General features: G+C 65.2%; 32 protein-coding genes, 2 tRNA genes and 1 pseudogene. 22 read left to right on the forward strand and 13 right to left on the reverse strand.

Annotated features, from left to right (window positions below; all coding sequences use genetic code 11):
* The first annotated feature begins 14 nt into the window (after window positions 1-14).
* The 3 genes from ACFIMZ_RS08385 to ACFIMZ_RS08395 are packed head-to-tail and all read left to right on the forward strand — an operon-like array spanning window position 15 to window position 2,026.
* Window positions 15-512 carry a heme-degrading domain-containing protein gene (locus ACFIMZ_RS08385; RefSeq protein WP_431822208.1) on the forward strand — a complete coding sequence of 166 codons (498 nt, stop codon included), beginning with the start codon at window positions 15-17 and terminating at the stop codon, window positions 510-512.
* 3 nt (window positions 513-515) lie between these two features.
* Entirely contained in the window at window positions 516-854 is a 339-nt protein-coding gene (locus ACFIMZ_RS08390; RefSeq protein WP_010092483.1) for a DMT family transporter, read from the forward strand.
* Window positions 855-883: 29 nt separating this feature from the next.
* Window positions 884-2,026 (forward strand): enoyl-CoA hydratase/isomerase family protein, encoded by a 1,143-nt coding sequence (locus ACFIMZ_RS08395; RefSeq protein WP_431822209.1) that lies wholly within the window; start codon window positions 884-886, stop codon window positions 2,024-2,026.
* A 96-nt stretch (window positions 2,027-2,122) separates the two neighbouring features.
* Here ACFIMZ_RS08395 and ACFIMZ_RS08400 read toward each other — a convergent pair whose 3' ends face one another.
* Window positions 2,123-2,551: a hypothetical protein gene (locus tag ACFIMZ_RS08400; protein ID WP_431822210.1), complete on the reverse strand. Its 429-nt coding sequence runs from the start codon at window positions 2,549-2,551 to the stop codon at window positions 2,123-2,125.
* Window positions 2,552-2,890: 339 nt separating this feature from the next.
* Between ACFIMZ_RS08400 and ssuD the strand changes: the two genes are divergently transcribed.
* From ssuD to ACFIMZ_RS08440, 8 genes are all read left to right on the forward strand, one after another.
* Window positions 2,891-4,048: an FMNH2-dependent alkanesulfonate monooxygenase gene (gene ssuD / locus ACFIMZ_RS08405; RefSeq protein ID WP_431822211.1), complete on the forward strand. Its 1,158-nt coding sequence runs from the start codon at window positions 2,891-2,893 to the stop codon at window positions 4,046-4,048.
* A gap of 17 nt (window positions 4,049-4,065) precedes the next feature.
* Complete coding sequence (gene ssuC / locus ACFIMZ_RS08410; RefSeq protein WP_431822212.1) at window positions 4,066-4,878, forward strand: aliphatic sulfonate ABC transporter permease SsuC; 813 nt, start codon at window positions 4,066-4,068, stop codon at window positions 4,876-4,878.
* The gene (locus tag ACFIMZ_RS08415) at window positions 4,875-5,840 is read left to right on the forward strand and encodes an ATP-binding cassette domain-containing protein (RefSeq protein WP_431822213.1); all 966 of its coding nucleotides are present in this window, start codon (window positions 4,875-4,877) and stop codon (window positions 5,838-5,840) included. Before ssuC ends, ACFIMZ_RS08415 begins: the two co-directional genes overlap by 4 nt.
* Before the next feature lie 55 nt (window positions 5,841-5,895).
* Window positions 5,896-6,111 (forward strand): TOBE domain-containing protein, encoded by a 216-nt coding sequence (locus ACFIMZ_RS08420; protein WP_431822214.1) that lies wholly within the window; start codon window positions 5,896-5,898, stop codon window positions 6,109-6,111.
* Window positions 6,112-6,237: 126 nt separating this feature from the next.
* The gene (locus ACFIMZ_RS08425) at window positions 6,238-6,435 is read left to right on the forward strand and encodes a hypothetical protein (protein ID WP_431822215.1); all 198 of its coding nucleotides are present in this window, start codon (window positions 6,238-6,240) and stop codon (window positions 6,433-6,435) included.
* 39 nt (window positions 6,436-6,474) lie between these two features.
* On the forward strand, window positions 6,475-6,729 hold the full coding sequence (locus ACFIMZ_RS08430) for a hypothetical protein (protein WP_431822216.1): 255 nt from the start codon (window positions 6,475-6,477) through the stop codon (window positions 6,727-6,729).
* Between the two features lie 119 nt (window positions 6,730-6,848).
* Window positions 6,849-7,820 (forward strand): tRNA dihydrouridine(20/20a) synthase DusA, encoded by a 972-nt coding sequence (gene dusA / locus ACFIMZ_RS08435; RefSeq protein ID WP_431822217.1) that lies wholly within the window; start codon window positions 6,849-6,851, stop codon window positions 7,818-7,820.
* Window positions 7,821-7,894: 74 nt separating this feature from the next.
* A tRNA-His gene (locus tag ACFIMZ_RS08440) sits at window positions 7,895-7,970 on the forward strand.
* On the opposite strand, the gene ACFIMZ_RS08445 is transcribed toward ACFIMZ_RS08440, so the two are convergent.
* Window positions 7,959-8,174 (reverse strand): hypothetical protein, encoded by a 216-nt coding sequence (locus ACFIMZ_RS08445; RefSeq protein WP_431822218.1) that lies wholly within the window; start codon window positions 8,172-8,174, stop codon window positions 7,959-7,961. The genes ACFIMZ_RS08440 and ACFIMZ_RS08445 overlap by 12 nt on opposite strands.
* Window positions 8,175-8,231: 57 nt before the next feature.
* On the opposite strand from ACFIMZ_RS08445, the gene ACFIMZ_RS08450 reads away from it, so the two are divergent.
* From ACFIMZ_RS08450 to ACFIMZ_RS08460, 3 genes are all read left to right on the forward strand, one after another.
* Entirely contained in the window at window positions 8,232-8,396 is a 165-nt protein-coding gene (locus ACFIMZ_RS08450; RefSeq protein ID WP_431822219.1) for a hypothetical protein, read from the forward strand.
* Window positions 8,397-8,527: 131 nt separating this feature from the next.
* On the forward strand, window positions 8,528-8,806 hold the full coding sequence (locus ACFIMZ_RS08455) for a hypothetical protein (RefSeq protein ID WP_431822220.1): 279 nt from the start codon (window positions 8,528-8,530) through the stop codon (window positions 8,804-8,806).
* 829 nt (window positions 8,807-9,635) lie between these two features.
* Window positions 9,636-10,802, forward strand: a complete 1,167-nt coding sequence (locus ACFIMZ_RS08460) for an acyltransferase family protein (protein WP_431822221.1) — start codon at window positions 9,636-9,638, stop codon at window positions 10,800-10,802.
* A gap of 19 nt (window positions 10,803-10,821) precedes the next feature.
* On the opposite strand, the gene ACFIMZ_RS08465 is transcribed toward ACFIMZ_RS08460, so the two are convergent.
* A complete protein-coding gene (locus ACFIMZ_RS08465) occupies window positions 10,822-10,974 on the reverse strand; it encodes a hypothetical protein (RefSeq protein ID WP_431822222.1) in 153 nt (50 codons plus the stop codon).
* 239 nt (window positions 10,975-11,213) lie between these two features.
* Between ACFIMZ_RS08465 and ACFIMZ_RS08470 the strand changes: the two are divergent.
* From ACFIMZ_RS08470 to ACFIMZ_RS08480, 3 genes and pseudogenes are all read left to right on the forward strand, one after another.
* Window positions 11,214-11,687 (forward strand): annotated as a pseudogene (locus ACFIMZ_RS08470) (lysozyme).
* A 211-nt stretch (window positions 11,688-11,898) separates the two neighbouring features.
* A complete protein-coding gene (locus ACFIMZ_RS08475) occupies window positions 11,899-12,288 on the forward strand; it encodes a hypothetical protein (protein WP_431822223.1) in 390 nt (129 codons plus the stop codon).
* A 154-nt stretch (window positions 12,289-12,442) separates the two neighbouring features.
* A tRNA-Met gene (locus tag ACFIMZ_RS08480) sits at window positions 12,443-12,519 on the forward strand.
* A gap of 168 nt (window positions 12,520-12,687) precedes the next feature.
* Here the strand turns inward: ACFIMZ_RS08480 and ACFIMZ_RS08485 are convergent.
* Together ACFIMZ_RS08485 and ACFIMZ_RS08490 are read right to left on the reverse strand one after the other, a co-directional pair.
* On the reverse strand, window positions 12,688-12,960 hold the full coding sequence (locus ACFIMZ_RS08485) for a hypothetical protein (protein WP_431822224.1): 273 nt from the start codon (window positions 12,958-12,960) through the stop codon (window positions 12,688-12,690).
* Window positions 12,957-13,274 (reverse strand): hypothetical protein, encoded by a 318-nt coding sequence (locus ACFIMZ_RS08490; RefSeq protein WP_431822225.1) that lies wholly within the window; start codon window positions 13,272-13,274, stop codon window positions 12,957-12,959. Before ACFIMZ_RS08490 ends, ACFIMZ_RS08485 begins: the two co-directional genes overlap by 4 nt.
* 122 nt (window positions 13,275-13,396) lie before the next feature.
* Between ACFIMZ_RS08490 and ACFIMZ_RS08495 the strand changes: the two genes are divergently transcribed.
* The gene (locus ACFIMZ_RS08495; protein ID WP_431822130.1) at window positions 13,397-14,656 is read left to right on the forward strand and encodes an IS256 family transposase; all 1,260 of its coding nucleotides are present in this window, start codon (window positions 13,397-13,399) and stop codon (window positions 14,654-14,656) included.
* Between the two features lie 249 nt (window positions 14,657-14,905).
* Here ACFIMZ_RS08495 and ACFIMZ_RS08500 read toward each other — a convergent pair whose 3' ends face one another.
* The 3 genes from ACFIMZ_RS08500 to ACFIMZ_RS08510 form a co-directional block, all read right to left on the reverse strand.
* Window positions 14,906-15,925, reverse strand: a complete 1,020-nt coding sequence (locus tag ACFIMZ_RS08500) for an acyltransferase family protein (protein ID WP_431822226.1) — start codon at window positions 15,923-15,925, stop codon at window positions 14,906-14,908.
* Window positions 15,926-16,291: 366 nt separating this feature from the next.
* Window positions 16,292-16,579, reverse strand: coding sequence for a DUF1330 domain-containing protein (locus ACFIMZ_RS08505; protein ID WP_431822227.1), 288 nt, complete (start codon window positions 16,577-16,579; stop codon window positions 16,292-16,294).
* 143 nt (window positions 16,580-16,722) lie between these two features.
* Window positions 16,723-17,733 carry a lysozyme inhibitor LprI family protein gene (locus ACFIMZ_RS08510; protein WP_431822228.1) on the reverse strand — a complete coding sequence of 337 codons (1,011 nt, stop codon included), beginning with the start codon at window positions 17,731-17,733 and terminating at the stop codon, window positions 16,723-16,725.
* A 307-nt stretch (window positions 17,734-18,040) separates the two neighbouring features.
* On the opposite strand from ACFIMZ_RS08510, the gene ACFIMZ_RS08515 reads away from it, so the two are divergent.
* Complete coding sequence (locus tag ACFIMZ_RS08515) at window positions 18,041-18,514, forward strand: VOC family protein (protein ID WP_431822229.1); 474 nt, start codon at window positions 18,041-18,043, stop codon at window positions 18,512-18,514.
* A 99-nt stretch (window positions 18,515-18,613) separates the two neighbouring features.
* Here the strand turns inward: ACFIMZ_RS08515 and ACFIMZ_RS08520 are convergent, their stop codons facing one another.
* Window positions 18,614-19,585, reverse strand: a complete 972-nt coding sequence (locus ACFIMZ_RS08520; RefSeq protein WP_431822230.1) for a diguanylate cyclase domain-containing protein — start codon at window positions 19,583-19,585, stop codon at window positions 18,614-18,616.
* A gap of 260 nt (window positions 19,586-19,845) precedes the next feature.
* Between ACFIMZ_RS08520 and ACFIMZ_RS08525 the strand changes: the two genes are divergently transcribed.
* Complete coding sequence (locus ACFIMZ_RS08525) at window positions 19,846-20,073, forward strand: hypothetical protein (RefSeq protein ID WP_084902674.1); 228 nt, start codon at window positions 19,846-19,848, stop codon at window positions 20,071-20,073.
* A 130-nt stretch (window positions 20,074-20,203) separates the two neighbouring features.
* On the opposite strand, the gene ACFIMZ_RS08530 is transcribed toward ACFIMZ_RS08525, so the two are convergent.
* Together ACFIMZ_RS08530 and ACFIMZ_RS08535 are read right to left on the reverse strand one after the other, a co-directional pair.
* Window positions 20,204-20,827 carry a phospholipase D family protein gene (locus tag ACFIMZ_RS08530; protein WP_431822231.1) on the reverse strand — a complete coding sequence of 208 codons (624 nt, stop codon included), beginning with the start codon at window positions 20,825-20,827 and terminating at the stop codon, window positions 20,204-20,206.
* A gap of 296 nt (window positions 20,828-21,123) precedes the next feature.
* On the reverse strand, window positions 21,124-21,609 hold the full coding sequence (locus ACFIMZ_RS08535; protein WP_431822232.1) for a winged helix-turn-helix transcriptional regulator: 486 nt from the start codon (window positions 21,607-21,609) through the stop codon (window positions 21,124-21,126).
* 169 nt (window positions 21,610-21,778) lie between these two features.
* On the opposite strand from ACFIMZ_RS08535, the gene ACFIMZ_RS08540 reads away from it, so the two are divergent.
* Complete coding sequence (locus tag ACFIMZ_RS08540) at window positions 21,779-22,216, forward strand: PaaI family thioesterase (protein WP_431822233.1); 438 nt, start codon at window positions 21,779-21,781, stop codon at window positions 22,214-22,216.
* Window positions 22,217-22,343: 127 nt separating this feature from the next.
* The gene (locus tag ACFIMZ_RS08545; protein WP_431822234.1) at window positions 22,344-23,396 is read left to right on the forward strand and encodes an NADP(H)-dependent aldo-keto reductase; all 1,053 of its coding nucleotides are present in this window, start codon (window positions 22,344-22,346) and stop codon (window positions 23,394-23,396) included.
* Window positions 23,397-23,461: 65 nt separating this feature from the next.
* On the opposite strand, the gene ACFIMZ_RS08550 is transcribed toward ACFIMZ_RS08545, so the two are convergent.
* Together ACFIMZ_RS08550 and ACFIMZ_RS08555 are read right to left on the reverse strand one after the other, a co-directional pair.
* On the reverse strand, window positions 23,462-24,748 hold the full coding sequence (locus ACFIMZ_RS08550) for an MFS transporter (RefSeq protein WP_431822235.1): 1,287 nt from the start codon (window positions 24,746-24,748) through the stop codon (window positions 23,462-23,464).
* Between the two features lie 67 nt (window positions 24,749-24,815).
* Window positions 24,816-26,237, reverse strand: a complete 1,422-nt coding sequence (locus tag ACFIMZ_RS08555) for a M20 family metallopeptidase (RefSeq protein ID WP_431822236.1) — start codon at window positions 26,235-26,237, stop codon at window positions 24,816-24,818.
* Window positions 26,238-26,395: the final 158 nt, after the last annotated feature.

Below are 26,395 nucleotides of genomic sequence, written 5' to 3' on the forward strand. Positions count from 1 at the left end.
GCTTTGACGGATTCATGGATATTGCTCTCGATCTGCAGTCGATCGGCGCGCAGGAACAGGCGCTCGTCTTTCCCCGTTTCGATGCCGCAAGCGCGTGGGCGCTCGGCAGCCGGCTGCATGCGCTCGCCACGTCGCGCGGCCATGCGGTCGCGATCGACATCACCACGTTCGGCCAGACGCTGTTCTTTGCCTCGCTGGCCGGCGCGACGCCCGACAACGCCGACTGGGTGCGCCGCAAGCGCAACGTCGTCGCGCATTTCCGCCGCAGCTCGTACGCGATCGGCCTGCGCATGCAGCAGGCCGGCACCACGCTCGCGGACAAGCACGGGCTGCCGTTGACCGAGTACTCGCCGCACGGCGGCGCGTTTCCGCTGACGGTCGACGGCGCCGGCGTGATCGGCTCGGTGACCGTGTCGGGGCTGCCGCAGCGCGCGGATCACGAGCTGGTCGTCGAGGCGCTCTGCGCGGAACTGGGGCAGGACTACGCGGCGCTCGCGCTGGCCAGGAGCTGAGCCATGCAACTCCCCGGTTACGCGTGGCTCGCGATCGCGATCGTCGCGGAGGTGATCGGCACGTCCGCGCTGCGCGCGGCGGACGGCTTCACCCGCTTCTGGCCGTCCCTGCTCGTCGTGGCGGGCTACGCCACCGCGTTCTACTGCCTGTCGCTGACGCTCAGGACGATGCCCGTCGGCATCATCTATGCGGTGTGGTCGGGCGCCGGCATCGTGCTGATCACGCTCGTCGCGATGCTGCTGTATCGTCAGGTGCCGGATGTGCCGGCGGTGATCGGCCTGTCGCTGATCGTCGCGGGCGTTGTCGTGCTGAACCTGTTCTCGAAGATGCAGGCGCACTGACCGCGCCTGCGACCAGCCGGATTGCTTTCATGACCGATTCCTTTCCCGTCGCTTCCGACCAGCCCGATGTGCGCGCCTATGTCGCGAACCGCATCGGTTTTCTCGAACTGAACCGGCCGAAGGCGCTCAACGCGCTGTCGGTCGGGATGATCCGCACGATGCACGCGGCGCTGGACACCTGGCGCGACGATCCCGAGGTGGTCGCGGTCGTCGTATACAGCCCGCACGCGCGCGCGTTCTGCGCGGGCGGCGACGTGCGCTTCTTCCACGACGCGTGGCAACGCGGCGACCGCGACGCGGTCGACACGTTCTTTATCGACGAATACACGCTGAACCATGCGATCTTCACCTATCCGAAGCCGTACATCGCGCTGATGCACGGCGTCGTGATGGGCGGCGGGATGGGCATTTCGCAGGCGGCGCGGCATACGGGCGGGCTGCGCGTCGTCACCGATTCGACGAAGATGGCGATGCCGGAAACGCGCATCGGCCTGTTCCCCGACGTCGGGATGAGCTGGTTCCTCGCGCGCACGCCAGGCGCGATCGGCCGCTATCTCGCGGTGACCGGCGCAACGCTCGATGCGGCGGGGGCACTGTACGCGCAGTTCGCCGACGTGTACGTGCCCGACGCGGCGCTGCCGGTGCTGCTCGACGCATTGCGCCACGAACGCTTCGACAGCGGCGCGCAGGCGGTCGAATGCGTGGCCGCGGCGGCCGGCGCGCACAAGGTCGTGCCGACGCCCGACACGTCGGCGCTTGCGGACGCGCGCGCCGGGATCGATCGTCATTTCGCGCAACCCGATCTCGTCGCGACGCTCGCGTCGCTCGACGCCGAGCAGGATTGCGCGGCGGTGGACGGCTGGGTCGAGAAGGCCGCGCACGCGATGCGCAGCCAGTTGTCGCCGCTGTCGATGGCGGTGTCGCTGGAAGTGGTCGAGCGCGCGCGCGGCGCGACGATGGCCGATTGCCTGCGGCGCGACCTCGACCTGACGCGCTCGACGTTCGCGCGCGGCGACGTGATCGAAGGCGTGCGCGCGCTGATCGTCGACAAGGACCAGCAACCGGCCTGGCGCTTCAAGTCGATTGCGGACGTTGGCCGCGCGGACGTGCTGGCGATGTTCGACAGCCCGTGGACGCCCGACACGCACCCGTTGCGGACTCTGCACGACTGACGGTCGCTTGCACCATCGGATGAAACGAATCGGCCGCCTGCATATGCAGGCGGCCGATTCGTTTCCAGGCTTGAAGCGGGCGGGCGCTTCGGCCCGTCAATCCTCTCCCGCGGCGTCCGACATGAACGCGCGCATGAACACGAGCGCGCCCCAGCCCCACAGCGCGTTCGCCGCGAAGCCGGCCGCGAGCACCGGCAGCATGTTGCCGGACGGCCAGATGCCGCGCAGCGGATCGATCGCGAACACGCGGGCGGCGGTCAGCACGATCCCGCCGAACACCAGCGCGCCGATCCACGGCGCCTCGCGCTCCGGCGACACGCGCAGCAGCCACGCCATCGGAATGGCACAGCACGCGCTGATCAGCGCGTTCGCGACAAATTCAGGAATGCCGAGCGGCGCGAACGGCGCTGTGGAGAAGCCTGCCGCGGCGATCAGGTCCGCGGTATGCAGCAGCGCGAGCGTCGCTTCGCGGAAGAACAGGGCGGCCAGGAAGCCGGACAGGAACGGCAGGATGACTTTCTGCATCGTAAGTGCACCGCGGGCGCGCACGGCCGGGGCCGTCCCCGCGGAATTGTTCGAAATGGTCCGTCATTATAGGGGGTGCCCGGGCCGATATTCGCTCCAGCGTCATGCTAATCACGAAAGCGGAAAACCTAAGCTCAAAAAAATCGTTCCAAAGCCCATCCCCCGTCCCTAGACTGATTTCCCAGAACCCGCCGCGCAACCGCGTACTCGCCCGCCGCGCGGCTGGCCGGCGAGCCATCCCGATTCGAACGCACGCGATGCATGCGCCGACCGTCCGCGGCGCGAGCAGGGCGGTGCTTTATCTCAATTCTGGCAAGGGCAGTCACGCAGGAGCAGCAGATGAATGTGTTCTGGTTTATCCCCACGCATGGCGACAGCCGCTATCTCGGCACGGCCGAAGGCGCGCGCGCCGCGGATTACGACTACTTCAAGCAGGTCGCCGTCGCGGCCGACACGCTTGGCTACGAGGGCGTGCTGCTGCCGACCGGCCGCTCCTGCGAGGATGCGTGGGTCGTCGCGTCGAGCCTGATTCCGGCGACGCAGCGGCTGAAGTTCCTCGTCGCGGTGCGGCCCGGCATTGCGTCGCCGGGGCTCGCTGCGCGCATGGCCGCGACGTTCGATCGCCTGTCCGGCGGGCGTCTGCTGATCAACGTCGTGACGGGCGGCGATGCCGCCGAACTCGAAGGCGACGGCCTGTTCGCCGATCACGACACGCGTTATGCGATCACCGACGATTTCCTGCACATCTGGCGCGGCCTGCTCGCCGCGTCGCATGACAACGGCGGCTTCGACTATATCGGCAAGCATCTGCAGTCGAAGGGCGGCAAGGCGCTCTATCCGCCGGTGCAGCATCCGCATCCGCCGCTGTGGTTCGGCGGTTCGTCGCCGGCCGCGCATGCGATCGCCGCCGATCACATCGACACCTATCTGACATGGGGCGAGCCGCCTGAAGCAGTCGCGAAGAAGATCGCCGACGTGCGCGCACGGGCGGCGGAGCGCGGCCGCGAGATCAAGTTCGGCATCCGCCTGCACGTGATCGTGCGCGAGACCGAGGACGAAGCGTGGCGCGACGCCGAGCGGCTGATCAGCCGCCTCGACGACGAGACGATCGCGCGTGCGCAGCAGGCGTTCGCGAACATGGATTCCGAAGGCCAGCGCCGCATGGCCGCACTGCACGGCGGCAAGCGCGGCGGCCGCGAGGCGCTCGAGGTGTACCCGAACCTGTGGGCCGGCGTCGGCCTCGTGCGTGGCGGCGCCGGCACCGCGCTCGTCGGCAATCCGGAACAGGTCGCGGAACGCATGCGCGAATACGCCGAGCTCGGCATCGAGACCTTCATCCTGTCCGGCTATCCGCACCTCGAGGAGTCGTATCGCTTCGCCGAGCTCGTGTTCCCGCTGATCAAGGGGCCGCGCGCGTCGAAGGCCACCGGCCCGCTGTCCGGCCCGTTCGGCGAGATCGTCGGCAACAACTATCTGCCGAAGGCGAGCCAGAGCTGAACGAACGGAGGGCTGCGATGACAACGAAACCGTCGACAGCGGGCGGCAGCATCGCCGCCCGTGCGTGGCGCGGCGCGGCGCCGTGGCTCGTGCCGCTCGCGCTCCTGATCGTCTGGGAAGCCGGCGCGCGCATCGGCTGGCTGTCGACCCGCGTGCTGCCGGAGCCGATCGCGGTCGTGCGCGCCGCGTGGTCGCTCGTCGCGTCCGGCGAGCTGTGGGCGAACGTGAAGGTCAGCACCTGGCGCGCGCTGCTCGGCTTCGCGCTCGGCGGCGGCGTCGGCCTCGCGCTGGGGCTCGCGACCGGCCTGTCGAAAGCCGCCGAGATCGCGCTCGATTCGACGATCCAGATGATCCGCAACATCCCCGCGCTCGCGATGATCCCGCTCGTGATCCTCTGGTTCGGCATCGACGAGAAGGCGAAGCTGTTCCTCGTCGCGCTCGGCGTGTTCTTTCCGGTCTACATCAACACGTACCACGGGATCCGCGCGGTCGACGCGAACCTGATCGAGATGGCCAGGAGCTACGGCGTGCGCGGCTTCGCGCTCTATCGCGACGTGATCCTGCCCGGCGCGCTGCCGTCGATCCTCGTCGGCGTGCGGTTCGCGCTCGGGCTGATGTGGGTGATGCTGATCGTCGCGGAAACGATTTCCGCGCAGTCCGGCATCGGCTACATGACGATGAACGCGCGCGAATTCCTGCAGACCGATGTGGTGGTGGTCGGCATCCTGCTGTACGCGGTGCTCGGCAAGCTGGCCGACGTGCTCGCGAAGTGGCTCGAGCGCGCGACGCTGCGCTGGCACCCCGCCTATCAACCAGGAGCACAGACATGAATGCGACGACTTCGGCGGCCGGATTCGGGCTGCTCGCCGCCGCGGACCTCGAGGCGGAATTCACGCAGGCGCGCATCGCGGACGGCGACGCCCGCGATGCAGCGATGCGCGAGCGCGACAGTGGCGCCTCGGTCGTGCCGCTCGCGCGACGCCATCGAGGCGGCGCGTCCGGCTCCGCGGCCGACGATGCGGTCACGCTGAGCGGCGTCAGCAAGCGCTTCGGCGCGCGCACCGTCCTCGACAACGTCGATCTCGGCATCGCGCGCGGCAGCTTTGTCGCGATCGTCGGCCGCAGCGGCTGCGGCAAGTCGACGCTGCTGCGGCTCGTCGCGGGCCTCGAGCAGCCGAGCACCGGCGTGCTCACGGCGCGCGGCGCAGGCGGCGGAGCGCTCGATACGCGGATCATGTACCAGGAAGCGCGCCTGCTGCCGTGGAAGACCGTGCTGCAGAACGTGATGCTCGGGCTCGGGCGCGGCGCCCGTGACGACGCGCGCGCGGTGCTCGACGAAGTTGGCTTGCTCGAGCGCGCCGACGACTGGCCCGCGCAGCTATCGGGCGGCCAGCGGCAGCGCGTCGCGCTCGCGCGCGCACTCGTGCATCGGCCGCAACTGCTGCTGCTCGACGAGCCGCTCGGCGCGCTCGACGCGCTGACCCGCATCGAGATGCATGCGCTGATCGAGCGCCTGTGGCGCGAGCACCGGTTTACGGCGCTGCTCGTCACGCACGACGTACAGGAAGCCGTCGCGCTCGGCGACCGGATCCTGCTGATCGAGCAGGGGCGCGTCGCGCTCGACCAGCCGGTGTCGCTCGACCGGCCGCGCGAGCGCGCGTCGGCCGCGTTCGCGACGCTCGAGGACCGTGTGCTGCGGCGCGTGCTGGCGGGCGGGTCGGCCGCGGTCGCGCAACCTGCCCGCGACGCGCAGGGCGCCCGGCCCGCCGGGCGGATTCGCTGGGCCGTCTAATCGGGGCGGCGCCGGCCGCCCGTCTTGAGACTTTTTCTTTGGAGCGATCATCCCGATGAGCATTACTGCAATCAACGTGCGCAACCAGTTCAAAGGCAAGGTGAAGGAGATCATCCGCGGGCCCGTGGTGTCCGAGGTCGACGTCGAAACGCCGTTCGGCATCGTCACGTCGGTGATCACGACCCGCTCGGTCGACGAACTCGAACTGAAGGTCGGCGCCGACGTCGTCGCGCTCGTGAAGTCCACCGAAGTGTCGATCGCGCGGCTCTGAGCGCGGCCAAGGGGGCGGAGGCCGTCGACGGGCGCTGCCGCCCGTCGCGGTTGCGGCGTGATTGCATCGGTGTTCGCCGTGTGGGCGAAGTGCTAGGATGGAGCGACACCGACGCGGAGGCAGCGCATGATCCCCATCCTTTCTCCCGAAGCCATCGAGGCGCTGAAATGGATCGACCAGTTCGGCGACAGCCGGCCGGTGCCGGCGGCGTTCAGCGATATCGTCTACGTGCTGCTGAACGAAGGGCTGATCTATCAGACGGCCGCCGACCGGGTCGATCTCACCGCCGACGGCAAGGCCATCTTGTCTGATGAATATGACTGAGCGTCCCGCGCGGGGCCTCGAGCATCGACGGAGCGCGCGATGGAACTGAAGGGCAGCGATCTCGGCGACTACAGCGAGCCGTACCGCGGCTTTGAGATCGAAGTGAAGACCGAGCAGGTCTGGGACGGCGAGCACGTGCACTACCGCGTGCTGCTAGGCGACGCAGTGCGGATCGACTGGCGGCTCGTGAAGGTCGACGGGCTGCTGCTGACCGAGCGCCGGGTGATCGAGCGCGTGCTGAACGAGGCGCGGCGCGCGGTCGATACGGAGCTTGCCGGCGATCCGGGCGCATAGCGCCGGGCGGGCAGGGCGCGGGTTGCGGTAAAATGACGGGTTGCTTCCGTGCCGCTCGTTGCCCGAATTCCATGCCCGTTTCGTCTTCGCTTCCTCCTCGCCGCGTGTCCGTGGCGCCTATGCTCGACTGGACCGATCGTCATTGCCGGTCGTTCCACCGCACGCTCACGCGCCACACGTGGCTTTATACGGAAATGATCACGACCGGCGCGTTGCTGTTCGGCGACGCGCAGCGCCACCTCGCGTTCACGCCGAGCGAATCGCCGGTTGCGCTGCAACTCGGCGACAGCGAGCGGGACGATCTCGCGCGCGCCGCGAAGCTCGGCGAACAGTGGGGCTACGACGAAATCAACCTGAACTGCGGGTGCCCGTCGGAACGGGTGCAGCGCGGCGCGTTCGGCGCGTGCCTGATGAACGAGCCGCAGCTCGTCGCGGATTGCGTGAAGGCGATGCGCGACGCCGTGTCGGTGCCGGTGACCGTCAAGCACCGGATCGGCGTCGATGCGGTCGAAGCGTATGAGTTCGTGCGGGATTTTGTCGGCACGGTTGCCGAGGCGGGCTGCGAGGTGTTCGTCGTGCATGCGCGCAACGCGATCCTGAAAGGGCTGTCGCCGAAGGAGAACCGCGAGATTCCGCCGCTCAAGTACGACTATGCGTATCGGCTGAAGCGCGACTTCCCGTCGCTGGAGATCGTGATCAACGGCGGCATCAAGACGCTCGACGAGGTTGCGCAGCATCTCGAACACGTTGACGGCGTGATGCTCGGCCGCGAGGCGTATCACAATCCTTATGTGCTGGCGGGCGTCGATGCGCGGTTCTATGGCGCGAATGGCGTGGCGCCGACGCGCGAGGAAGCGGAAGCGCGATTGATCGAATACTGTGCGGCGGAGCTGAAGCGCGGCACCTACCTCGGCGCGGTCGTGCGCCATGCGCTCGGGCTGTACCGCGGCGTTGCGGGGGCGCGCGGCTGGCGGCGCGTGCTGTCGGACAACAAGAAGCTCGCGCGCGGCGATCTGGCCGTGTTCGACGAGGCGCGTGCGCATCTTTACGCTGCCGAAGAAATTTTTGAAAAAAACGCTTGGCAAGATTAAAGAGACCCCATATAATCTCATTTCTCTGCTGCTGATCAGTAAGCGGCGCAGCGAAGAAGCAGGCAGTATCAGTGGTGGCTGTAGCTCAGTTGGTAGAGTCCAGGATTGTGATTCCTGTCGTCGTGGGTTCGAGTCCCATCAGCCACCCCACCGAATACTCAAGTAGAACAGGCGCTTAGGCGCCTGTTTTGCTTTGTGCGGGCAACTCGGGGACAATAGCGTCGATTCGAGCCTCGCCATCTCTAGAGCGTTCTGCTCACCATCCATCCATTTCGCGTAAGTCGTCAGGAACATCTCGATGCCGTGCCCGAGTTGTTTCGCGCAAAAGGCGGGCGTCATGCCGGCCATCAGCATTGCAGTCGCGTAGTCGTCAAGAGGTTCGGCTAGCGTTCGTACGTCGGCAGCGCCTTGATGATCATCGCCGTGCTGTTGCCGGTGCGCTTCACGTCGGCGCGCGCGAGCACGTTCAACGGCATCGACTTCGTCGGCATCTTCGGCGCGCCGCTGTTCGGCTTCGACATGTCTGGCCCGTACGTGGCCGGCTTCAATGTCGGCGCATGGGGCAGGCCGGTCTGACCCACATGACGCATTCCACGCTTTGAGCCGCCTTCGGGCGGCTTTTTTTATGCTCGGAGCATGGATGGCAAGCAACAATTTCAAACCACTCGCCGCGGGAGCCGGCGCGAACGTGATGGCACAGGCAGACTATGGGCGGCTCGCTGCACTGCCGACCGGCTTCGCTAGCGACGCTGCCGCCGAACCTGAAGACGGCGGTGCAGGCGCAATCGGCTGCAGTGGTCGGCCAGGCACGAAACGTGGTCATGTCGGTGACGGCAGCATCGAGCGCGGCGACGCTCACGGCAGACGAGATCGTCGTTGGCACCGCGCTCGACGGCCAGAAGTATCTGCTGAAGCAGTTCTCGAAGACGATCAAACTCGCGACGACCGGCGCTGGTGGCATGGACACTGGCACAGCTCCGACATAGGGCTATGTCGCGCTGTATGCGATCTGGAATCCGACGACGCAGACGAGTGTGCTGCAGGCCAGGCGAAGAATGCGACGCCAGCCGTGCAGCCGAGCGTATATGGTGGCGCGAACATGCCAGCGAGCTTTCCGCATCGGCGCTGGTAAGCGTATGGCCGACGGATTCAAGTGGGCAGTTTGTGGTTGCGTACCAGCAGGATCGGACCGTTTCAATCGCACGAGAAAAGATCATTTCAACAAGTACTCCCGACGCCTCTTATACTGCGTTCAGTTTGGCAGGGGTTGTCCATCCAAATGCCGTATCAATCAGCGGAGATATGGCAATTGGTTCGACTGCTGCATCATATTAACGTTTCTCATTGCGATTAATTCCGCAGGTTATGGCGCGGTCGTATCCGTTTTGCTTTATACCGTCTCTAATCAGAGGATCACGATCTTATATGCCAAAATCGAGCTCTCAGTCGGTCAGAGTGCTTATTATCTTGGTACAAGCTGTGCCGGGACGCCATCTTTCGCCATTGCCGCATCGGCGTATGATTTTTGAGGGAAGTTACGTCCACGGCATACGTAAAATTCTCTGATTCGACAGAGAAGGCGGTTAGCTCTGTTTTCTCTTGTCCTCGAGACCCGTCAACATGGCCAAATCAGGGCGATATTGAGGCAAGTGACGCCCGTTATGTTGCCTATTTCAACTCATTGCCTCTTTTGGCCCAGGCGTCGCTGCCTCAGCAGGCCGCATGATCGTGTAGACAGTGCCGAGGAAGCCCGTGTGATGGAGGGGCTCTTGATCCCGATCTGCTACCATTCAGCTTTCCGACGGGAGCACTGTAATGTTGGCAAGGGGTGGCAATGTACGAGGGTTCAATGATCGCCTTGAGGCGCTGCGCGGCATCGCGGCACTTTGGGTGGCCCTTGGCCATTCCTTCATCTGGCTTTCAATTGACACTGAGAGCGCAATCTGGGCGAAGAAGGTCTTCGATATTCACGGCGCACAGGCGATGTTGGCGCGCTCGGTTATCGCCGTCTTCAGCGGGGTAGCGGCGGTCGACATCTTCTTTGTGCTGAGTGGGTTCGTGCTCTGTCGTTCCCTGGTTAATCAGAGTCCGAGCGTTCCGAACTATTTTGGATTTGTCGTTAAAAGGCTGTTTCGTATATTTCCGGCATTCTGGATATCGCTCATCATCGTTTTCCTTTACCTGACCCTGCTCTTTCCGGGTTATGCAGCCTTTTCGGAAGCAACTAGATGGTTTAATGGCTGGTATACGCAGCCTATAACAGCACAGCAGATCATTGGTGATGCGACGATGCAGCCGCCAGCACTAAACCCAAACGCATGGACGCTGAGCGTCGAGCTTCTTGCGTCGCTGATGTTGCCGGTAGTGGTCCTGGTGATTGGCGCGCGAGGAATCTGGAGCTCCGTTGCAGCGTTCGCGGTCACGTTCGTACTGGCATGGCATTATGAGATGTCCCCGTGGTCGATCTGGCATTATCTGTACATGTTCGTGCTCGGCGTGATCGTGAGCATGAAAGCGCAGCCAGATTTCGCAAAGCGGTATTCGAAAGTTCTCGTGCCGGGATCGCTGGCCATGATTCTTGCAGCGAGCACGTTTTTCCCGCTTGCCCATACAATTCCGGTGGATACGCTGGTGAGCGTCGGGACGGCGTTGCTCATCTGGTGCATTGATGCTGGATCCGAGCATTCGCTGCTGAAGATCCTTGATTCGAATGCGGCCCGATTCTTGGGCCGCATCTCGTACAGCTTCTATCTGCTTCACTTCATCGTGCTCTACGCCGTTGCAAATGCGGTCCTGCATCACGCCCCGCAGGCGTGGATCGCTCGATGGTCATTGCCGATCATGGCGAGCGCGTGCGTTATCTCGATCGCCCTGGCATTGCCGCTCTCCGCAATTGTGTTCATGTGCGTGGAAAAGCCATTGACACTCGCGGGGCGTCGACTCGCTTCGCGTCGATGGCTTCCGACAAGCGCCGGACTGTGAGGATTCCAGCTGGTAATCCTCAGAACCGCCACGTTTCCATGAGCGCGCGCCACTCCACTCCCTGGAACACATTCACCCGCCACGTCGCCATCAGCACGTGAGTCTTCGACCAGATCGGCCGGTGCGGATTGCCATCACTCCTGCGCGCCTTGTTGAGGAAGTAGAGGTCCAATGGGGCGGATCATCAAGAACATTTCACTGCCGCCTACGGGCGGCTTTTTCATTTCGGGGGATCGCTGAAGAGCGACGTCGTAGCAAGCGCGGTCAAGGCAGCGCCGGCGGTAGGCAGCAATTTCTGGTTGTGGCTGACGAGTCACGACATCAACAGGTATGTCGCTCTGGCGACGCGCGGCTACATCGGGCTGCAGGCGTACTACCTGATCAAGAACAAAGGGAAGAGGGCGTTGCTCGATGGCGAACGTGCCGAAGAAGACGCTGGTGGGGGCTGCTACGGCAGCCCTTCTTGTTTCCATCGTCCCGAAGTTCGAGGGGATGAAGCTGGTCGGCTATCTCGACCCGGTCGGCATCCCGACGAAGAAGTGTATGGACGACACGACGAACGTCGTCGTCGGGCAGCGGTACAGCGAGGCCGAGTGCGGCGAGTCGCTCGAGCGGCAACTGATCGCGCATGCCGAGCCGGTGCTGAAGGGGCACACGTACCAGCTCGCGGCCGCGCTGAGCTTCGCCTACAACGTCGGCGCGCCGGTGTACTGCGGCAGTGCCACGGCGAAGCGTTTCAACGCGGGCGACTGACGAGGTGCATGCCGCGCGCCGAACGAGTCGGACAGCGGACGGCCGCAGTGGGTGACGGCCGGCGGCCGCGTGCTGCCTGGCCTGGTGAAACGGCGCGCCGAAGAGCGCGCTTTGTGTGAGCGCGGGCTGTGAAACCTGTCTGCCGTCGGTCAGAAGCCTCCGGCCGCGGTCGGTGCGACCTTGTATCCCCCATCGGCTGTCGGAATCAGGCTCACGCCAACGCACCCCGTGAGCGTGAGTACGACGAAGAGAATCGCAATTTTCATAGGACCTCGCACTTGTTTTTGTATTCAGATTGTAAGCGATCGAATCCCTCACATCTTCTTTGCTATCGATGTCCGCCATGAAATCTGACGAGACTTGTCGCACGCTGTTCGAGGACGTCTTCTACCCGGACCACGAGCCGCGTACCGAGTCGGCGACCTTCCGCGCGAGCAAGCGTGCGATGAAGAAGGAGAGCGGCTACGTCTGCGCGGTGTGCGGCGACGATCAAGCGGTCGAGTCGCACCACCGATTCTTCGAGTGGGCGTTCTCGAACGCGATCGACTGGAAGTGGATCCGCGACGTCGCGCTCAGAATGGCGCCGGCTGAACGCGCGCGGCGTATGGAGGTCCGGCCGCAGGAGGTCACGCGAATCATGAGCCTGGCTCACGCGACGAAGATCGACACGATCGCCGATGCGCCGCGGCCCTCGGCTAGCAGCTGGAGATTTCTGTCTCGTGGCCGCTTGTAAACCGCGAAAACTGTAGCGTTCTCGCAGATGACCGATACCGCTCAAGTGCGTCGTCTCCCTCAGTGAAGGAGCGGTGCGTCGATAGAAAATGAAACCCGCCTTTGAGCGGGTTTTTTTGTTTGCATCGGCGGACGTGTTCGCTTACAATCTCGGTCGCGGGGTGGAGCAGTCTGGCAGCTCGTCGGGCTCATAACCCGAAGGTCATAGGTTCAAATCCTATCCCCGCAACCAACATCGAAGCCCGCTATGCGAAAGCAAGCGGGCTTTTTGCATTGCGCGATCGACATGGGAGTCCGCGCCCTCGAATCTCGGATGTACCGAAACCCGATATCTGATCAAGGCGATGGTCATTCGGACGTCGCGACTGAACGTCACGCATCGCCAATCCGAATACCTGCGTTACTCGCCCGACTTCCCCCAAGGCTCCGGATCGAACCCTTGCTGATCATCCGCGGGAGGCAGGTCGAGAACGAGTTTGACGGCGCTCGTGTTGGCCTTGAGCGAAAACACCCGGCCGATGACGAGAAAGGTCTGCTGCAAATTCTCGAGTTCGACGAAGTCGCCCGGTTGCGGGAGATGCGCACCCTGGTCGTAGGAAAGGCTGGTGCTGGTTTGATCGCCGACCGCTTGCGCGGCCAGTTCGGTGAATTCGATCGTGATGTGCGTGGTCATGCGAAACCTGCCGTGTGTGGGTTGAAGTGGTCAGAGGCTTCAATTCTCGCATAGCGGAGGTTCGCCGCTTTGGGTGCCAACGGAATGGACGTCATGACACGACGTGCGAATTTCGAAACGAAGTGGAAACCCGATTGTGCGATCGATTCTACGATGCGCTGCAGTTCTATACGCAGCCGCGCAGGATGGATTCGCGCCTGGCGACACTGAACCGCGTCGTCGAGGTTGTGCTGTCCAGCACAGGCGGATCTTCGCCAGTGCAACTCGTCGGCGTCGTTGACAACGAGGGCCCATTCCGCTTGCGGAGTATGCATGACAGATCCACGTGTTGAGCTGCCGGTGATGCCGCCTGTGGCGGATGCTGCGGATCTCGCTACAGGGAGCCGATCCGATCTTTTGTGTGTGAGGCATAAACTGATGGCCAAGGAGCCACTTTATGCCACGCAAACGCAAGGAAGAAGTGACGATTGAACCGGGCAAGGGCTTGAACCTTGACCCGGAACTGATCAAGCAACTGGTGCCCGGGACGCTGGACCGGGCGACGATCAACGAGCAGCTTGCCGCGCTCAAGAAGGCGATCTTCGAACGCGCACTGGGCGGTGAGTTGACCCACCACCTGGGCTACGAGAAGGGCGAAGTCAAGCCGGCTGGCAGCACGAATCACCGCAACGGCACGAGCCGCAAGCGCGTTGCAACTGACGACGACCTGCTCGACGTCGAGATTCCGCGCGACCGCGAAGGCACCTTCGATCCGGTATTGATTGCCAGGGGCGAGCGGCGCTTCACCGGGTTCGACGACAAGATCATCGCGATGTACGCGCGCGGCATGAGCGTGCGGGAGATTCAGGGCTTCCTGCTGGAGATGTACGGCATCGAGGTATCGCCGGACTTCATCAGCACGGTGACCGACGCGGTGATCGACGAAGTGCGTGAATGGCAGCAGCGCCCGCTCGAGCCGATGTATCCGGTCGTGTTCTTCGACGCCTTGCGCGTGAAGATCCGCGACGAAGGCGTGGTCCGCAACAAGGCGATCTACCTGGCGCTGGGCGTGCGCCGCGATGGCACACGCGACGTACTCGGTCTCTGGATCGAGCAGACCGAAGGCGCCAAGTTCTGGCTGCGGGTCGTCAACGACCTAAAACTGCGCGGCGTGCAGGACATTCTGATTGCCGTGGTCGACGGCCTGAAGGGCTTCCCGGAAGCGATCAATTCCGTGTTCCCGGAAACGACGGTCCAGACCTGCATCGTGCATTTGATCCGGAACTCGCTGGACTTCGTGAGCTGGAAAGATCGCAAGGCGGCCGCCGCCGCGCTCAAGGAGGTCTACCGGGCGCCGACGGCCGAGGCCGCCGCCGTGGCGCTGGATGCCTTCGACGCCGGCCCGTGGGGCACGAAATACCCGCCGATCGCCGCGCTCTGGCGCCGGGCCTGGGAACAGGTCATCCCCTTTTACGCGTTCGCGCCGGACATCCGGAAGATTATCTATACGACCAACGCGATCGAGTCATTGCACATGCAGCTTCGGAAGATCATCAAGGCACGCGGTCACTTCCCGTCAGACGAGGCCGCGCTTAAGCTGATCTGGCTGGCGCTGCGCAACGTCGTTGCCAAGTGGACTGGCTCCCGGCACGATTGGAAAAGCGCGATGACGCAGTTTGCGTTGCTTTACCCGGAACGGTTCAGCATCGGAATCTGAGTCTTAACCTGCCTCACACACGAAATTCCGGACACCTCCGCTACAGGCGCGGCGGCGCAGCGCGTGCCACCCGCGCTGGTCCGTCACCCCGATCGAGGAATCCAGTACTGCTTCCGTCCCTGATGCAGCTTGCGCTAGTGAAACAGCTCGTTCGGATTTGCGCGGTGCTGCCGCGCGACCATCGAGACCGACCGAAGCTCTTCCGCACCATTTCAGAAGGGAAAAGTCATCCGGCCGTGAATGCAGACTTCAGAACGCCGCCGCTCGTTGAAGTGCTGGAACGCCGTTCTTGAGCGACAACGCAGGTTTTTCGATCAAGTGCCACGACAGCCATGCACATGCGAGCGTGATCGCGGTTGTCAGACCAAGGTAGGCGGAGAACGGCAGGTTGTGTCCAAAACGCCAGGCAAGCGTCTGTTGCACAACGTACGCGTAGAGGTAGACGCCGTAGGAAAGGTCGCCGAAGCGGCCGAAACGCCGGAGATACGGCGTAGAGGCTTCGCCGAAAATCACGACGAGCGGGGCGATGAGCAGCAACAGGCCAAGGACCGTCTGACCGGAGAAATACGTCGATGCGCCGGCGAGCGCGGCCAGCGTGATCCACATGTAGCGCTGCGTTGCCCATTTGTCGCGGTAGAGCCACATCAGCGCGCCAACGCAGAAATAGAGACCGAAATCGATGCTGTAAGCACCGACTGGATTGGTTTCCGCCTTATATACGGCGAAGTAATAGACGGAAAGCAGGATGGTCGCGACGAGTACGAGCCAGCGCTTGCGCATCAGTGTGAGGCCACCTGCAATGAGGAGATACAGGTACCAGCGAACTTCGAGCGGGATCGTCCATGTCGATCCGTTGACGGCTTTCGGATAGGGATTGTGTTCGAAGACGCCGGGCAATTCGAAGGATATCTTCAAAAGAAGATTGTTCAAGTAGCGCCATGCCAATGGGTGGTGGAAATACTCCGCAGCCGGCAACCGCGAAACGAGCGGGCCCAGGACGAAAGCCGCAAGAATTGTGACCATGAACAGTCCCGGCCAGATTCTCAGGAAGCGCTTCATCGCGAAACGAAGGATACGAGGATCGCGTTCCCAGCTCTGCGTCACGAGATAGCCGCTGATGGTGAAGAAGATCGCGACGCCAATCCCCCCGAACGAGAATCGATTGGCGAACCCCGGCTCCGGCAGACCCAATAAGGCGTGCTGATGGGAGTACAGCACCATGAACGCCGCGAATAGTCTCAAGAAGTCGAAGTTGTTAGTGTGTTTCATTCCAGGGCCATCAGGTTACGGGCGGCGGTATTGTAGCAATGTCGAATTGTGTGATAGACAATCGCAAGGCTTTGCCCGATTTTGGCCGCGAGTTTCCTTTATGTTCTGGAATATTTCAAGCAAGCGGCGCTTAGGCTATTCTCCACGGCGTCGCCATTCCTTTCGGGCAGCCCTTGTGTCCCGTCTGTCTTGGGGTCTTGCCCGCTTACGTCAGGCGCGAGCGGGCATTCCTTGTTCTTCGACGACTGGCCAAGCTGCACCGCGTGTGACCTTGCTCGAATGATTCAAGACGGTCGGGCAGGCACCGTGTCTGTCGATCGCTTTCGCATTCTTGTAGCTTCAAGGTTCACGGGGATTGGCACCCGCTCACGTGCCCTCGACCAGCACCGCGCGATAGCGCCCACCCTTGAAGCGATGCTGGACGACCGCCTGGTATTCGGGGCCGTCGTACCATGCGTGCGCCGCCGCCTTCGACGGAAACTCGACGATCACGACGCCTTCCGGGCCTTCGCCCTCGAGCGTCTCCTGATCGCCGTACGCAGCGAGCACCTTCAGCGGATGGCCGGCGAGCGTTGCGCCGACCTTGCTCAGGTAGATGTCGAGTTCACGTTGATCCTGCGTGCTTTCAAGGGTGAAGACGATATAGGTTGCCAAGATGACACTCCTTATGCGGTTCGGAAATGGCCCGACGATCCCGGGCCGCCGGATTGCCTGCTGTTGCGCGATTCGCAACGCGAGCGCGGCATCGATCGTACACCGCAGCCGAGGTTGCCGCTTACGCCCCGCGCGACCCGCCCTTAGTGCGACAGATAGCGCACCTTCCGCTGCCACTTTCCGTCGACAAGTCGCTCGTCGGTGATCGCCATCCTGCCGTCGCCGCGCATTCCGTCCTCGATATGCCGTTCCACCGCGACCGGCCGATTCCGCTCGACGCGATAGACGGTCGTCTCGTGATAGCAGCATCCGCTCTTGCCGAGCGTCCGGAGTCGCTTGTTCCGGGTGTCGACGTCGAAGAAACCGAGCGACGACCGTGTCAGCTCACTCATCGCGTCATTGAGAATGAACTTGCCGCTTTTCGGATCGAACACGTAGACGTCGTAACTCGGCCCGCCGTAACTGCCCTCGTTGCCGGTCTGGACGCCGAAATCATCGTGACCGTCGAAGTTGAAGTCGCCGACGTTGACGACGCCCTGATAGTCGTAAAGCCGGGCGGAATTGGCGAGCGGCTTGCCGGATGCCATCAGCGTCGCGAAGATCATCGGCATGTCGATCGTCTGCAGCGGCATTGCCGAGCCTTTGCGGTAGACGGATATCTGCCCGGGCGCATTGCAGGTCTCGCTGTCCTTGCCCTTTGGCGTCGGGCAATCGACGTACATCCGCACGTTGAAGTCGAACTGCGTGGAGACATCGTCGAGCCGGAACCGGCTGCCGCCCCCGTTTTTCACGGCTTCGGGGAAATCAGGCAAGTCCTGCAGTTCGTCGATCCGCTGTCGATACGCGTCTTGCAGTGCGCGCACGTCGACGCGCGCGTTGGTCGGCTGCAGCGATTTCAGCCACGCACGCTGCGTCGTGCGCACGCCGTTTTGTGTTTCGCCTTCGGCCACGCCGAGCGCAACGCGATAGGTATCGTCGAGCCGTTCGTCGAGTCGTGACAACTCCGCGTCGCCGCAGATGGCGCGCTCGACGTCGGTGCGCGCCGCGCGGCAATCGAAACTGGCCGCGACGGCGTGGGCGGGCAGCCATGACAAGGCGGCGACGCACAGCGAAGCGGCGAGGCATCCGGCGCGGAGCAGGGGAGTCGAAATCATGTCGGTGGTCATTTTGTCGGTTGTGGTGACGCGTCAGGCCGTGCGGCCTCCGTCCGTCTCTCTCCGGACGCAGTGAGGCGGTGAAGCATGCGCTTCGCGCGCGCTCGACGCCAGCCGGAAATATAGCGCCGACCGGGCCGGCGCGGGCAGGCGAAACCGTCGGCAGATCGCGGCGCCACTGAACCGAAAAAAAATTCAGCCCCACCTGTCGATTCCGCGTCTGCTCGTCCGTCGTAAGGTCGGAGGCGTGCGCATCGCGCGCCGCGTTCCGTTTTTCGATCCGACAACCGACCCAAGGAGCCCGCTCATGTCCACGACCGTCAAACCGATCCCGGAAGGGATGCGCACGCTTACGCCGCACCTGATCTGCGCCGGCGCCGCCGATGCGATCGAGTTCTACAGGCAGGCGTTCAACGCTGTCGAGCGGGTGCGCCTGCCTGCCCCGAACGGCAAGCTGATGCACGCCTGCCTGACCATCGGCGATTCGTCGCTGATGCTCGTCGACGAAATGCCCGAGCACGGCGCGCTCGGACCGAAGGCATTGAAAGGAACGGCCGTCTGCCTGCATCTGTTCGTGCCGGACGTCGATGCGGCAATCGCGCAGGCCGTCGCGGCCGGCGCGAAGGTCACGATGCCGGCGGCCGACATGTTCTGGGGCGATCGCTATGGCCAGGTCGAGGATCCGTTCGGACATCGCTGGTCGCTCGCGACGCATCAGCGCGACCTGACGCCGGAGCAGATCCGCGACGCAATGGCCAGCGCGCCCGGCTGCGGAGGCTGAGCGGTTCCGGCCGGCCGGGTATGCGCGGGCCGCGGCCGGTGCGCATCGCGGCTCGCGCGCCGGCAGGCCGTGCGGTGAGGAGGGCGCGACGTGCGCCGGTCAGGCGCGCGCCGCCTTGCCGCGCTGCTTGTGTTCGTACATGTGGCGGTCCGCTGACGCGAGCAGGTCGGATACCGTGTGGTGGCGCGCGGGATCGTACTCGACGCGGCCGGCGCTGAACCGGATCGCATAGCCGCGCGCGTCGGCGTCGTTGCGCGCCGCCAGCGCGCGAGAGACACGCCTGACGGCTTCGTCGGCGTCGGTTTCGTCGGTCGCGCTCAACAGGACGACGAATTCGTCGCCGCCGAGGCGGGCGATCACGTCGCTGTCGCGCAGCGCTCCTGTCAGCGTGTCCGCGAATGCCTTGAGCGCGCGGTCGCCTTCGGCGTGGCCGAAGCGGTCGTTGATCGACTTGAATTCGTTCAGGTCGAAGAACAGCAGCGCAGCGGCCCGGTCGAGCCGCGTGCACAGCTTCAGCACGTGCCCGGCGAGCGTCTCGAAGCCGCGCCGGTTGGTCAGTTGCGTGAGCTCGTCGGTGGTTGCGAGATGCAGCGCGGCGATCTCGCGTTCGGTCATGTGGGCGAGGTCCTCGAGCGGCGACAGTTCGTCGGGGGCGAGCGAGCGCGGCCGGGTGTCGATCAGGCACAGCGTGCCGATCCGCGCGCCGTTCGGCGCGCGCAACGGTTGGCCGGCATAGAAGCGGATGCCCGGCGTGCCGGTGACGAGCGGATTGTCGTGAAAGCGCTCGTCGAGACGGGCATCCGGGATCACCAGCGTGTCGCGCGCGAGCAGCGCGTGCGCGCAGAACGACACGTCGCGAGGCGTCTCGGCAGCGTCGAGTCCGATGCGGCTCTTGAACCACTGGCGGTTTTCGTCGACGAGACTGACGAGTGCGATCGGTACGTCGAACAGTCGTCGCGCGAGGCGGGTGACGCGGTCGAAACGTTCTTCCGGCGGTGTGTCGAGGATGTCGAGCGAATGCAGCGTGGCGAGGCGAGCCGCTTCGTCGGGCGGTTTGGGTGCGATTTGCATGGGCCTTGTCCCGTGTCCCGGCGACGAAGACCGGGTGTCGGTTGCGTGTCGGTCAGGTGTGCGATGCGGCCCGGAGTGGCCGGGTCATCGCGCGCCCGCCGGTTTCATGCGGGAGAGTATCGCGCATTCCGCGGCGCGCCGCCACGCCGCGGCGCACTGTGCTGCACGGCGATGTCGTGCGTGTGCGCGTCGCCGCTCGCCTAAAGTCGTTCGGTGCAGTGCCGTAAACAAAGCGAAGCAATCGTTCAAGAAAACGCAACATGGTCCGCTTCCTGTACGCCGGGTATCTCGCTTTTGCGCTCTACATCATCTATCCGATGGTCCAGAATTACCTCGCGGCCGACGAGGCGTGCCTTCGCGGCGCATCGTCGATGAGCGTCGCCGCCGCAGCCACGCCTGCGGCCAGCGACGCGCACGCGCGCAGGAGCAACTGTGCGCTGGAGGCGCGGGTCAGCGTCGTGGCCGGGCGGTCGGGCGAGATCCGTTGACCGCATCGGCGCGGCGGATCGTTGGCCGTTCGGCAGAGTTGAGCAACGTCCGCCGGTCGCCGATCATCGATCCATGCCGTGCATGTCGACGCGCGCCGCCGGTGGATGCGTGCGTCACGCGCAGGCGCCGTCAGTACGCGGAGCGATACGGCGTGGCCTGGTCGAAGCGGCTTTGCCAGTGCGTGAGATAGCGCGACGCCAGCTGCGGGTTGTTCCACACGACGATGACGTTCTCGGAGTTGCGCGTCGCCGCAGACGCGCTGTAGTTGAACGATCCGGTCTCGACGTGTTCGGCGTCGATCACGAGGTACTTGTCGTGATGGATCGCATAGACATCGATCGTGCGCGTCGGGATGCCCGCGTTGACGAGCAGGTTCAGCGCCTGCTTGCTGCTTTTCGCGCGATTGCCCTTGTCGTCGACGACGACCGCCACGTTGACGCCGCGTCGCTTCGCGGCGAGCAGTGCGCGCGTGACGGCGGGCGACGTGAACGAGTAGGCAGCCACGCGGATCGAGCTGCGTGCGGCGCCGATCGCCTTCAGCACGAGCGCTTCGGCGCCTGCGTCGGGCGAGAACGCCGACTCGACGACTTGGGTGGACGGCGCCTCGTGCGTCGGGGCCGGCAACAGGCGCGACACGAAATCGATCGCCTGTTGCAGCAGCGACTCGGTCTGCGTCTTTCCGAATGCCGCGTACGGCGTGACGAGCAAGGAAGAGGCAACGCAAACGGCGGCAAGGCGATTTCGCGACAACATCGTGGACAACGGGCGATTTTGAGACAAGGGGCGTGAGTGTAACGCAGACGCACCGTCGCGGCCATGTCTGTGTTCGTGCGGATTGCGTACGATCGTCGCAAGCAGGGGCGTGCCGGCGTGTGCGAGTGCGAGTGCGAGTGCGGGCGCGTCGGTGAGCGTCGCGAGTCAGCGCGACCGGCTTGCGCCGAAGCAGGCCGGCGCGGCGCATGCCCGCGCAACCGCATGAGCGACGGCAGCCAGTTGCATGCCGGCAAGCGGCGCGTGACGCTCGGGCTTGCTGCAGCCGTCGCGGCACATCATTCGTCGGACGCTTCCGTCGCGTGCGGCGCCGCCGCCCAGCCGGGGCCGGCCTCGGGCTGCACGTCGCGCGGGTCGAGCGGTTCGCCGCAGGCCGAGCACACCGCAACCGCATGCATCAGATGACCGCAGGTGCGGTGGCGCAGTTGCAGCGGCGGCCCATTGCCGTCGTCCTTCCAGCGATCGCCCCACGCCACCAGCGCGAGCAGTGCAGGGTACAGGTCGCGGCCTTTCTCGGTCAGCCGGTACTCGAAGCGCGGCGGACGCTCCTGGTATGCGCGCTTGACGAGCACGCCGTCGTCGACGAGGCGCGCAAGACGCTCGGCGAGTACGTGGCGGGTCAGTCCGAGCTGGGCCTGGAACGCATCGAAGCGGCGGCAGCCGAGGAAGGCGTTGCGCAGGATCAGCATGGTCCAGCGGTCGCCGAGCACGGCGAGCGTGCGCGCGACCGAACAGTTCAGCGTGCCGATGTCATCCCATTTCATCGTCGAGTCTCGTCAGTCGGTTCAGCGTATTGGTGGGTTCGATTATAGAACTGACCCTCGGAAGGATCGGGCGGTACCAGCGTTGACAGCAGGGTTCTCGCCATGAATAATCAGTTCCAATTTGGAACTTACTGGCGCGGCGACGCGTTTTCAATCAGGAGACGAACCGATGAGTCAGCTTTCGATGTCCGGTATCGAGTTGTTGCGTGCCGCCGCGGCGGGCGACGTGCCACTCGCGTCGATTTCCGAGACCATGCCGATGCGGCCGCTCGAGGTCGAGCTCGGCTACGTGAAGTTTTCGGCGCGCGCGGACGGCCGGCACTTGAACCCGCTCGGCGGCGTGCACGGCGGCTTCGCGGCGACGGTGCTCGATTCGGTCACCGGCTGCGCGGTGCACTCGATGCTCGACGCGGGCATTGGCTACGGGACCGTCGACCTGCACGTGAAGATGCTGCGGCCGGTGCCGCGCGACGTCGACCTGATCGCGGAAGGCCGCGTGATCCATCTGTCGCGCTCGCTTGGCGTCGCCGAAGGCACGCTGAAGACGCCGGACGACAAGATCGTCGCGCACGCGTCGGCGACCTGCTTCATTCAGCGGCCGCAGTGACCCCGAAGCGGCAACCGTAACCGAAACCGGCCGCCGCAGGCCGGTTGTAAGCCGCCGCGCGGCCGGTCTGAAGCGAACATTTCATTGTGATAGCGTTCCTGCTTTCCACCGACGCGACAGGAACAGCATGGAATACCGCACACTTGGCGATTCGGGCATCGAAGTCAGCCTGATCGGTCTCGGCACGATGACGTGGGGCGAGCAGAACGCGGAGCGCGACGCGCACGCGCAGCTCGACTACGCGATTGCGCAGGGCGTCACGCTGATCGACGCCGCGGAAATGTATCCGGTGCCGCCGAAACCCGAAACGCAGGGGCGCACCGAGCAATACATCGGCACGTGGCTCGCGCAGCATCGCGCGCTGCGCGACAGGATCGTGCTCGCGACGAAGATCGCCGGCCCGGCGCGGCAGCCGCACAATCCGCGTCATATCCGCGGCGAGGGCAACCAGTTCGACCGCAAGAACCTGACCGAGGCGCTCGACGGCAGCCTCAGGCGGCTGCAGACGGATTACGTCGATCTCTACCAGCTCCACTGGCCGGACCGCAGCACGACGACGTTCGGCCGTCCCGCGTATCCGTGGATCGACGACGCGTATACGGTGCCGATCGAGGAGACGCTCGCGGTGCTCGCGGATTTCGTGAAGGCGGGCAAGGTGCGCGCGATCGGCGTGTCGAACGAGACCCCGTGGGGCGTCGCGCAATTCCTGCGCGCGGCCGAGAAGCTCGGGCTGCCGCGCATCGCCAGCATCCAGAACCCGTACAGCCTGTTGAACCGAACCTTCGAGAACGGGCTGTCGGAATTCACGCATCGCGAAGGCGTCGGCCTGCTCGCGTATTCGCCGCTCGCGTTCGGCTGGCTGTCCGGCAAATACGAGAACGGCGCCCGTCCGGCCGGCGCGCGCATCACGCTGTTCGAGCGCTTCCAGCGCTACAGCAAGCCGCAGGCGGTGGAGGCGACGTCGCGCTATGTCGCGCTCGCGAAGCAGCACGGCTTGTCGCCGGCGCAGCTCGCGCTCGCGTTCGTCAACAGCCGGCCGTTCCTGACCAGCAACCTCATCGGCGCGACGTCGCTCGAGCAGCTGAAGGAGAACATCGGCAGCGTCGACGTCAAGCTGTCCGACGCGATTCTCGCCGAGATCGACGCGCTGCACGAACGGCAGCCGAACCCCGCGCCGTAAGCGACGGACGGCCCGCGCGGCAGGCGTCGCCGCGGCGGGCCGTGAGCGCGTGAAGGGCGTGCCGGTCAGCGCATCCGCAGGCGCGTGCGCGCGACGAACAGCGCCGCGAGGCTCAGCAACGCGCAGCCCATCAGGTAGAGCGCCGGCGACAGGCGGTTGCCGGTCGCGCTGATGAGCCACGTGATCACGAACGGCGCGAAGCCGCCGAACAGCGTGACGCCCGTGTTGTAGCTGACCGCGAGGCCGGTCGCGCGCGTCTGCGCCGGGAACAGCTCCGCCATCAGCGCGGGCAGCGCGCCGCAGTACATCGCTTTCAGCAAGCCGATCCAGATCAGTGCGGCGAGCATCGTCGCGAACGACGCGTGACGCGTGAGCCACGCGAACGTCGGCCAGACCGTGACGAGCATCAGCAGCGCCGCGGCCGTCATCACGCGGATCCGCCCGGCGCGATCGGACCAGTGGCCGACGAGCGGCGTGAAGAGCGTGAGGATGAAGCCGGTGGCGAGCGTTGCCGCAAAGCCGGTCGACGCGGGCAGGCCGAGCTGCTTGATCGCGTAGGTCGGCATGTACAGCACCATGTAGTTCACCGCGGTCGAGATCACGAGCACGCCGATCGCGAGCAGGACGCGCATCTTCTGGCCGGCGAACAGCTCGCGCACGGGCGCCTCCGAACGGGCCTGCGTCGTGAACTCGACGCCCTCGTCGACGTAGCGGCGGATGTACAGCCCGACCGGTCCGATCGCGAGCCCGAACAGGAATGGCACGCGCCAGCCCCAGCTCTCGAGCTGCGCGGGCGTCAGCGTGCTCGTCAGCAGCGCGCCGAAACCCGACGCGAGCAGCGTCGCGAGACCCTGGCTCGCGAACTGCCAGCTCGACATGAAGCCGCGCCGCTGCGGCGCGTGCTCGACGAGGAACGCGGTCGAGCTCGCGAATTCGCCGCCCGCGGAGAAGCCCTGCATCAGCCTCGACAGCATGATCCCGAGCGGCGCGAAAAGACCGATCGACGCGTAGGTCGGCATCGTCGCGATCAGCAGCGTGCCGCCCATCATCATCCCGATCGACAGCAGCAGCGATGCCTTGCGCCCGGCGCGGTCCGCGTACGCGCCGAGCACGAGGCCGCCGATCGGCCGGATCAGGTACGACAGCCCGAAGGTGCCGAGCGTGAGCAGCAGCGACGTCGCCTCGCTCGTCGCGGGGAAGAACAGCTTCGCGATCGTCACCGCGAAGAAGCCGTAGACGATCAGGTCGAACCATTCGAGCGCGTTGCCGATCGACGCCGCGAGGATGAGGCGACGCATTTTCGCGGCGCCGGGATGAACGGCTTCCGGCGTGGTGAGGGTAGTGGTGTTCATCGTGTGAGCGTGTCCGTTGAAGGGGGGAACGACAGGCGATGCGTGAAGGTTTCGCCGCGGCGGCGCGTCAAGCGCCGGCGCCGGCGGTGTCGGGCGCCTTGCGGCGCACGGGCGGGGCGGCGTCGCCGAGATCCCAGAACAGCCCGGCCATCATCTGGAGTCCTTCGCGCACGACGCTGCCCAGCAGGTGCTCGTCGGGCGCATGCTGCGCGCACGCCGGGTACGAGTGCGGCACCCACAGCGTCGGCAAGCCGAGCGTGTCGGCAAACACTTCGTTCGGCAGCGTGCCGCCGAGGTTCGGCAGGATCGCCGGCTTCTTGCCGGTCGTGCGCGCGAGCGACGCGACCGCCCAGCGCACCCACGGATCGTCGGGCGGCAGCCGCGTCGCGGGCGCGCCGCGCTCGACGTCGATCCCGACGTCGGCGAAGCCGTGCGCGTCGAGGTGCGCGCGCAGGTGTGCGTGCAGCGCTTCCCAGTCGGTGCCGACGACGAAGCGCAGCTGGCAGTGCGCAAACGCGGCCGGCGGGATCGCGTTGACCGGATGCTCGGGGTTGCCGGCCTTGAACGCGAGGATCTCGAGCGTATTCCAGCCGAACACGCGCTCGGCGGGGCTGAGGCCCGGTTCGCCCCAGTTGGCGTCGAGCGCCGGATCGCCGGGGCCGCCGCCGACCGCGAGATCGGCGAGCGCTTCGCGCACCGTGGCGGGGATCGGGGGCGGGCGCAGGCCGTCGACGCGGATCGCGCCGCACGCGTCGACGAGGCTCGCGAGCGCATGCGCGAGCACGATCGCCGGATTGCGCAGCAGCCCGCCCCAGTTGCCCGAATGATGGGCGCCGTCGCGGGCGCGCAGGCTCAGGGTGAAGTTGACCGCGCCGCGCGAGCCGAGAAATACCGTCGGCCGCTCGGCGGCGATGCGCGGCCCGTCGGACGCGATCAGCACGTCGGCGGCGAGCGCGTCGCGTTCGCGGCGGCACAGCGCGTCGAGGCCGGGCGAGCCGGTTTCCTCGCCCATCTCGATCAGCAGCTTCGCGTTGAAGCCGAGCCGGCCGCCGCGCGCGGCCAGCACGCTCGCAAGGGCAGCAAGGTTGATCGAATGCTGGCCCTTGTTGTCGGCGCTGCCGCGGCCATACCAGCGGTCGCCGTCGACGGTCAGCGCCCACGGCGACAGCGGCGCGCGCCATTGCGCGTCGTAGCCGCGCACGACGTCGCCGTGGCCGTAGATCAGCACGGTCGGCAGCGCGTCGTCCTCGTGACGCGACGCGAGCAGGAACGGCCCGCCGCCGTCGACGGGGTTGCCGGCGATGCGGGTGGCGAAGCCGAGGCGTCGGGCCTCGGGCGCGATCTCGTCGGCCAGGTACGCGCGCAGCGCGGCGGCCGAGCCGCTTTCCTGGCTTTCGGTGCGCAGCCCGATGCGGCGGCTCAGGGTGGCGAAGAACGCGCCGGATTCGAACTGGCTCAGCGCGTGCTGGATGGCGGCGGTACGGCTCAAGGCGGGTCTCCTCTGGTCCGATGCAAAGCGGTCGGGCGGCGGACCGAGCGCGCACGCGACCCGAAAGTGCGATCGATTCTAGGAAGCCGTTTTTTTTGTCACAATGATCGAATTTCGAACCTTTCTTTGCCGAAAAGGCAAAGCAGAACGGCCGGCAA

This window comes from Burkholderia sp. F1 (assembly GCF_050813845.1).
Lineage (GTDB): Bacteria > Pseudomonadota > Gammaproteobacteria > Burkholderiales > Burkholderiaceae > Burkholderia > Burkholderia ubonensis.